Source organism: Methanothrix sp. (genome assembly GCF_030055635.1).
GTDB lineage: Archaea > Halobacteriota > Methanosarcinia > Methanotrichales > Methanotrichaceae > Methanothrix_B.
The window spans coordinates 1-6,006 of record NZ_JASFYM010000029.1 but is presented as its reverse complement, the minus strand read 5'-3'; the positions used below and the strand labels follow the sequence as shown (position 1 = coordinate 6,006).

At 56.4% G+C, this 6,006-nt stretch carries 4 protein-coding genes and 1 pseudogene; 1 reads left to right on the top strand and 4 read right to left on the bottom strand.

The genetic code is table 11. The features are described from left to right. Positions 1-168 precede the first annotated feature (168 nt). Positions 169-291 (top strand): hypothetical protein, encoded by a 123-nt coding sequence (locus QFX31_RS08690; RefSeq protein WP_348531710.1) that lies wholly within the window; start codon positions 169-171, stop codon positions 289-291. A gap of 52 nt (positions 292-343) precedes the next feature. Here QFX31_RS08690 and QFX31_RS08685 read toward each other — a convergent pair whose 3' ends face one another. From QFX31_RS08685 to QFX31_RS08670, 4 genes and pseudogenes are all read right to left on the bottom strand, one after another. Then, on the bottom strand, positions 344-3,922 hold the full coding sequence (locus QFX31_RS08685) for a cobaltochelatase subunit CobN (RefSeq protein ID WP_348531709.1): 3,579 nt from the start codon (positions 3,920-3,922) through the stop codon (positions 344-346). After that, entirely contained in the window at positions 3,913-4,698 is a 786-nt protein-coding gene (locus QFX31_RS08680) for an ABC transporter ATP-binding protein (protein WP_348531708.1), read from the bottom strand. Before QFX31_RS08680 ends, QFX31_RS08685 begins: the two co-directional genes overlap by 10 nt. Further along, entirely contained in the window at positions 4,692-5,765 is a 1,074-nt protein-coding gene (locus tag QFX31_RS08675; protein ID WP_348531707.1) for an iron ABC transporter permease, read from the bottom strand. Before QFX31_RS08675 ends, QFX31_RS08680 begins: the two co-directional genes overlap by 7 nt. A gap of 27 nt (positions 5,766-5,792) precedes the next feature. Beyond that, positions 5,793-6,006: pseudogene (locus QFX31_RS08670) on the bottom strand (ABC transporter substrate-binding protein); the annotation flags it as partial.

Sequence of the window (6,006 nt, the reverse complement as noted above, 5' to 3'; positions counted from 1 at the left end):
ACCTAGGTTTGCGCATAGGTTCATCAGCCCTAGGCTTGTCGAAGAGCGAGTTCCAGGAAAACAAGGATTGAAACCTTTCTCTCTGGTATAGTGTTCCTTAACATTCCATAGTCGAAGAGCGAGTTCCAGGAAAACAAGGATTGAAACTCTCCATCCAAAAGATTTTCTATGATATTCCAAGGTGTCGAAGAGCGAGTTCCAGGAAAACAAGGATTGAAACTTCACCGGCTCGGCGGAGTACCTGAAGCCGAGCTTTTGTCGAAGAGCGAGTTCCAGGAAAACAAGGATTGAAACCTTTGGATGTCCCGAACTGGGATCTACCGGCTGTCAAAGATGCTGGTCCTCACTCCATCCCCGCCTCCCGCAGTATCCTGGAGGCCTTCTCGCGCCACTCTGCGATCTCCTTCATCGTCATCACATCTATCGAGCCTCCCTGGAACCCGCCGTCTCCGACCTTATCCTCGATCCACCCCTCTATCTCGAGGTAAGCAGATCTCAGCGAGTCCAGCACCTCCGGGTCTGCATCCCACAGCCCTCTCTGATGGGCCTCGAGCAGCCTCCTCCCGATCTCCTCGAGCGCCCACGGATTGTTCTCCTCGAAGAACCTGCGCATCTCCTCATCGAGCACGAAGGTCCTCGCTATCTCGTCGAAGATCCAGTCGTCGACCTCCCTCGTCGTGGCCTCCCAGCCGTAGACCCTGCCGACCCTCTTCGAGATGTCGCCAGCGCCCTTGTAACCATGACGCCTCATCCCCTCGATCCATCTCGGGTTCAGCAGCTTTGTTCTCACAACCCTCCGTATCTCATCAGCAAGCGTTCTTATCTCGATGCTCTCGCTGTCCCTTGTATCCCCGTAGTACGTGGAGATCTTGTGCCCCGAGATGCTCTCCGCTGCGTTCGTCAACCCTCCGTAGGTGCCGAAGTAGCAGCAGCAGCCGAGGAGATCATACTCATCAGTGACGGTCTTGTTGAACGCCACATCAACTGAGCCGAGCATCTTCTTCAGAGCTCCGGGCGCTGGATCTCCGAAGATGTTCTTCCCGTAGGCGTAGCTGTTCCACTGCATGAACACATCCGTGAGATCCCTCTCGTCCTTCCATGCGGATGCGTAGACTGCGAGGTTCACGCCGCTCCCGTAGGTCCCGGGCGGGCTGGCGAAGATGCGCAGGGCCCTCTCCTCCCCGCTCTCCATCATGTGCTTCCTCACGTAATTCATCTCAGGCTGCTCATCCAGAGACGCCACATCCTGTATCGCGGAATCGAGAAGCTCTATGCACCCCATGAAGCAGTCTCTTGTGATGCTGGAGACGCGGACCGTGAGATCTATTCGGGGCCGTCCGAGATCCTCCAGAGGTATGATCCTGTAGCCGCTTACCCTTCCTCCCTTCCATACGGGCTCAACACCCAGGAGGAAGAACATCTGTGCGAGCTGCTCCCCGTCAGCCCACATTATGTCGCTTGCCATCCAGTACATCGCAACGTTCTCGGGCCATCTCCCGTGCTCCTTCCTGTACCGCTCTAGAAGCTTCTCAGCGAGCTGCTTTCCTATCAGAGCCGCTGCCTGAGTCGGTACGTTCCCCGGATCCAGTGAGTACATGTTCCTGCCTGTCGGGAGAACTTCTGGCTTTCCTCTGGTGATGAGACCCGACGGCCCTGGCCTCACGAACCCGCCATCGATAGCGTGCATCAGGCTCCCCATCTCATCGGATTCGTCCATTCTCTGGGAGATATCCTCGATGAGCTCCCTCATCTCCGGGTTCGAATCCACACCGCTCAGAACCGCCCTGACAGCATCTTTGAGATCCGATGAGCTCCGAACCAGTGGCTTCAAGATGGCGCTGATCATCTCCACCCTCTTTTCTCCCTCTGGGACCTCACCGAAGATGTGCATGCCATCCGGAATGTACGAGCTGTATATCTCAGAGAGCTTTGCATGCGCTCTTTCGAGGATCTCGTCGAAGTTATTATGATCATCGATATCCACCCCAAGCTCCCCTGCGAGATTCGATCTTTCCAGAAGCTCCAGGATGATGTGCTTCAGAGCATGCCTTCTTCCGTGATCCTCAGCCCGTCTGTACTCAGCTATCCTGTCATCCAGCTCCTTGAGCTCGCCGTAGAGGCCTGCGGTGGTCATCACGGTCTGCATGTGATCAACGATCACAGCGCAGCTCCTGCGCTTGGCAACCGTACCCTCCGGGGGATTATCGGAGTTGTAAATGTAAAGATGCGGCGCGTCGCCTATAGCGATGTCAGGGAAGCAGTTCCCCGACAGGGCGACTGACTTTCCGGGGAGGAACTCGAGGTTCCCATGTGTTCCCACATGGATTATGACATCTGCACCGAAACCCCTCTGGAGATACCAGTACGTCGCCAGGTACTGGTGCGGCGGCGGGATCTCAGGATCGTGGAGTATCCTGCACGCTTGGCCGTCGCATCTCGCTCCAGCGCATCCCCTCTTCGGCTGGACGCAGACCACGACGTTCCCGTATCGTCTTCCTGTGACGACGATCTTTCCCTGGTGAACCATCGGCGCAGGTGCCCCCTCCCTGGGCTCGCCCGGCGGCATCCCCCAGGCACTGCAGATCCTTGACCTGCTCTCCTCCGGCAGCTCGCTGAGCCATCTGCTGTATTCATCTGGATCAACAAGCGCCAGCGCTCCGCCCCTGCTCACTATCTCCTGGACCGTCGTCCACCTGAACTCAGAGATCGCTTTGTGATTCAGTATGTCATCGATCAGCTCCTTTCCGCTTTTAGGGAATGAGTCCAGCGTGTATCCGAGATCCGCGAGCCTGGAGATTATCCGCGCCACGCTCTCCAGAGAGTCGAGGTGCGCTGCCGCTCCCACAGTTGCCTCGACGGAGGCGCAGGGGCTGTTGTGCAGTATAAAGGCTATCCTCCTCTCAGACCTGGGCTTCGATCTGAGACGTATCCACGCGCGAATTCTCCTGACGAGCTTCTCAACGCGCTCCTCTATGGGACGGTGAACCTCGACCTCGTCCCCCCACATCTCCCTTCTGGCAGCCACTCCTATGGGTATGTTCTCTATCAGCCCCTCGAACTCTGGAAGGGCTATGGACCAGCCGATCTCGCTCGGATCCATGCCCTTTATGTCCTCTCTCCACTCCTCCTCTGCCTTGTGGTACAGTGTTAGAGGGTGAAGGACAGGTACATCGATATCCTCCAGAGATCTTATGGAGACCTCGACGCTTCCGGCATGGAAGACCGACTGGAGATTTATGATCAGATCCACACGCCCTGAGAGGAACTCCCTGACCACCTGATCTATCGGCTTCGCATTCACCCTAGATCCCACACTGCCAAGACCGAAGGCTGCGATCACATTGAACTCCCTCTCCAGGAATCTGATGAGATGATCCACGATCTCCAAATCCCTATTCGCCCAGTACGTCCTGAAGAAGAGAACTCCCACGGTGTGCTCATGCCTGAACGGCCTCCACTCCAGGTACTCCTCAACAGTGGTGAACACCTTCTCAGAGTCAGGATGGTATATCCCCTGCCAGTGCGTCTCCTGAGGTTCTCCGTAGGCGAGATCGAGACCAAGAACCTCTCTGCCCATGTAGAGAAGCATGTTCTTTATATTCTCCAGACCGCCGTAGACCGCATACGCATTAACTGTGGCAACGATTTTCTGGGGCACATTCCGGGAGAAAGACCAGAGCGCGGGATCGAAGCCGAATGCTATAACAGGTTTGTCTGTCTCCAGCAGCTCATCAAACCTCCCATCGTGCGTGGGATGGACGAGAATGACATCCCCCTCACTCACAGATCTCCTGCACTCCTCCAGAACCTCCGGATCAGACAGCTCCTGGACAGACCAGACCCTGAGATCGATGCCGAGCTCGGATCCGGCCTGCACGAGCAGCGCTTTGTCGCTCGCCCATGTCAGCGCTCTCACTCGCATGCCATCCCACCGTTCAGGGATCTTATGGGTATGACAAAGGGCCGCTCGAGCTTCATGACCACCGCTTCAACACTGTATACCTCCCGCAGCATCTCGGGTGTCAGGAGGGATGATGCATCTCCGGCCGCCCAGATCCTGCCGTTTTTGAGAACAGCGAGCTTGTCGACAAATCTCGCTGCGAGGTTCAAATCATGAACCGCCATGACCGCGGAGATATTCTTTCTACGAACCATCTCCCTGATTATCTCCATGACCTCCAGCTGGTGCTTCATGTCCAGGTTCGATGTCGGTTCATCCAAGAGAAGAACAGACGGCTCCTGGGCCAGTGCGCGGGCTATCAGCACCTTCTGTTTCTGACCGCCACTGAGCTGGCCGAACTCGCGCATCGCGAGATCCTCGAGATGGAGAAGCTCTATGACCTCTGTGACGATCTCCAGATCCCTCTCAGAGACCCGCCAGCTTATGTGCGGCCTCCTCCCCATGAGCACCGTCTCGAAGACAGTGGTGGCCATCGCGCCGCTTCCTGACTGTGGAACGTAGCCGATCTCCCTCGCGATCTCCCCCCTGCTCATAAGGGAGAGATCCCTGCCGTCGAGCAGTATGCTCCCCCTCGGCTTCAGTATCCTGTCGATGCATTTTATCAGGGTGGTCTTCCCGGAGCCGTTCGGTCCGACGAGGCCGAGGATCTCAGAATCCCCCACCACCAGGTTCAGGTCGTTGAGAATCGAACTGGAACCGTAGCTGAACGATACGTTCTGTATGGTGATCTTCACCAAAACTCCTTCCTCCTTTTCATGAACAGGTAAACGAAGAACGGCACCCCCAGGAAGGATGTCATTATGCCAACAGGCAGTATTACCGGAGCGAGCACGGTCCTCGCGAGTGTGTCCGCGGCCAGGAGTATCAGAGCGCCCATTAGCGCGGATCCCGGGATGAGAAACCTGTGATCGTTGCCTATGACCATTCTGGTCATGTGCGGCGCCACGAGGCCTATGAAGCCGATGGTGCCTGTGAAGCATATCACGCCCGCTGTGATGAGCGATGCCAGCACCATGGAGAGAACACGTATCCGCTCGACATTCACTCCCAGACTCTTCGCGGTCTCATCGCCCGCGCCTATTGCGTTTATGTCCCACGACTTCAGGATTAAATATGGAAGGCAGATGAGGATCACAAGCGATGATGCATAGACCTTCTCCCAGGACGATCTTCCGAGCGAGCCCATCATCCAGAAGACCACCTCCTGGACCTGCTCTGCTCTCCCGACGTACTGCAGAAATGATGTCATCGCCGAGAAGAAGTACATGATTGCGATGCCCGCGAGTATCATCGTCTCAGGCGTTATCCCCTTGTACCTGGCCAGGCCGTAAACCGCAAAGGCTGCGAGAAGCGTGAATACAAACGCATTTCCTATTATGAGGTACTCGCCGCCCGCAAACCCAGCTCCCAGGATTATGGCAAGCGCAGCGCCGAATGAGGCTGCTGATGAGATTCCGAGCGTGAAGGGGCTCGCCAGCGGATTCTTAAGTATGCCCTGCATCACCGCGCCCGCGATCCCGAGGCCGGCGCCTGCCACCACCCCCATAAGAATCCTGTGGAGCCTCAAGCCCCACACGATCGTATCCGCGAACCAGCTCGACTCGAAATACCTCGGGAACACCCGGGCGAGTATCGCGCTGTAAACCTCGAGAACAGAGAGATTTGCGGAGCCCAGTGTAGCGGAGATTCCCGCGACTATGACTATACAGAGAGAGATCGCTGCCAGAAAGAGCAGCTTCCTCCCCACGAATCTGGTGTACTCCTCCTTCAGGGTGATCTTCGGGCTGGCTTCCATGCAGTCCATCTGGTTTGTGTCTCCGTTACTTTTTCCTCACACTTCAGGATACACGAACATCCTGTCCTCAGGATATTTCACACCCAGGAACTCCAGGTACTCCATGTAAACGCTCTCCGGATCCAGGTTCACCTCAGGATGCAGGATCTTCGCAAGGTACGTGAGGCCCACAACATCGTCCAGGCCGGCCATGATCTCCCAGTTGACCACGTAGACCCTGTTGTTCTTCACCGCATTAACACCTGATGCA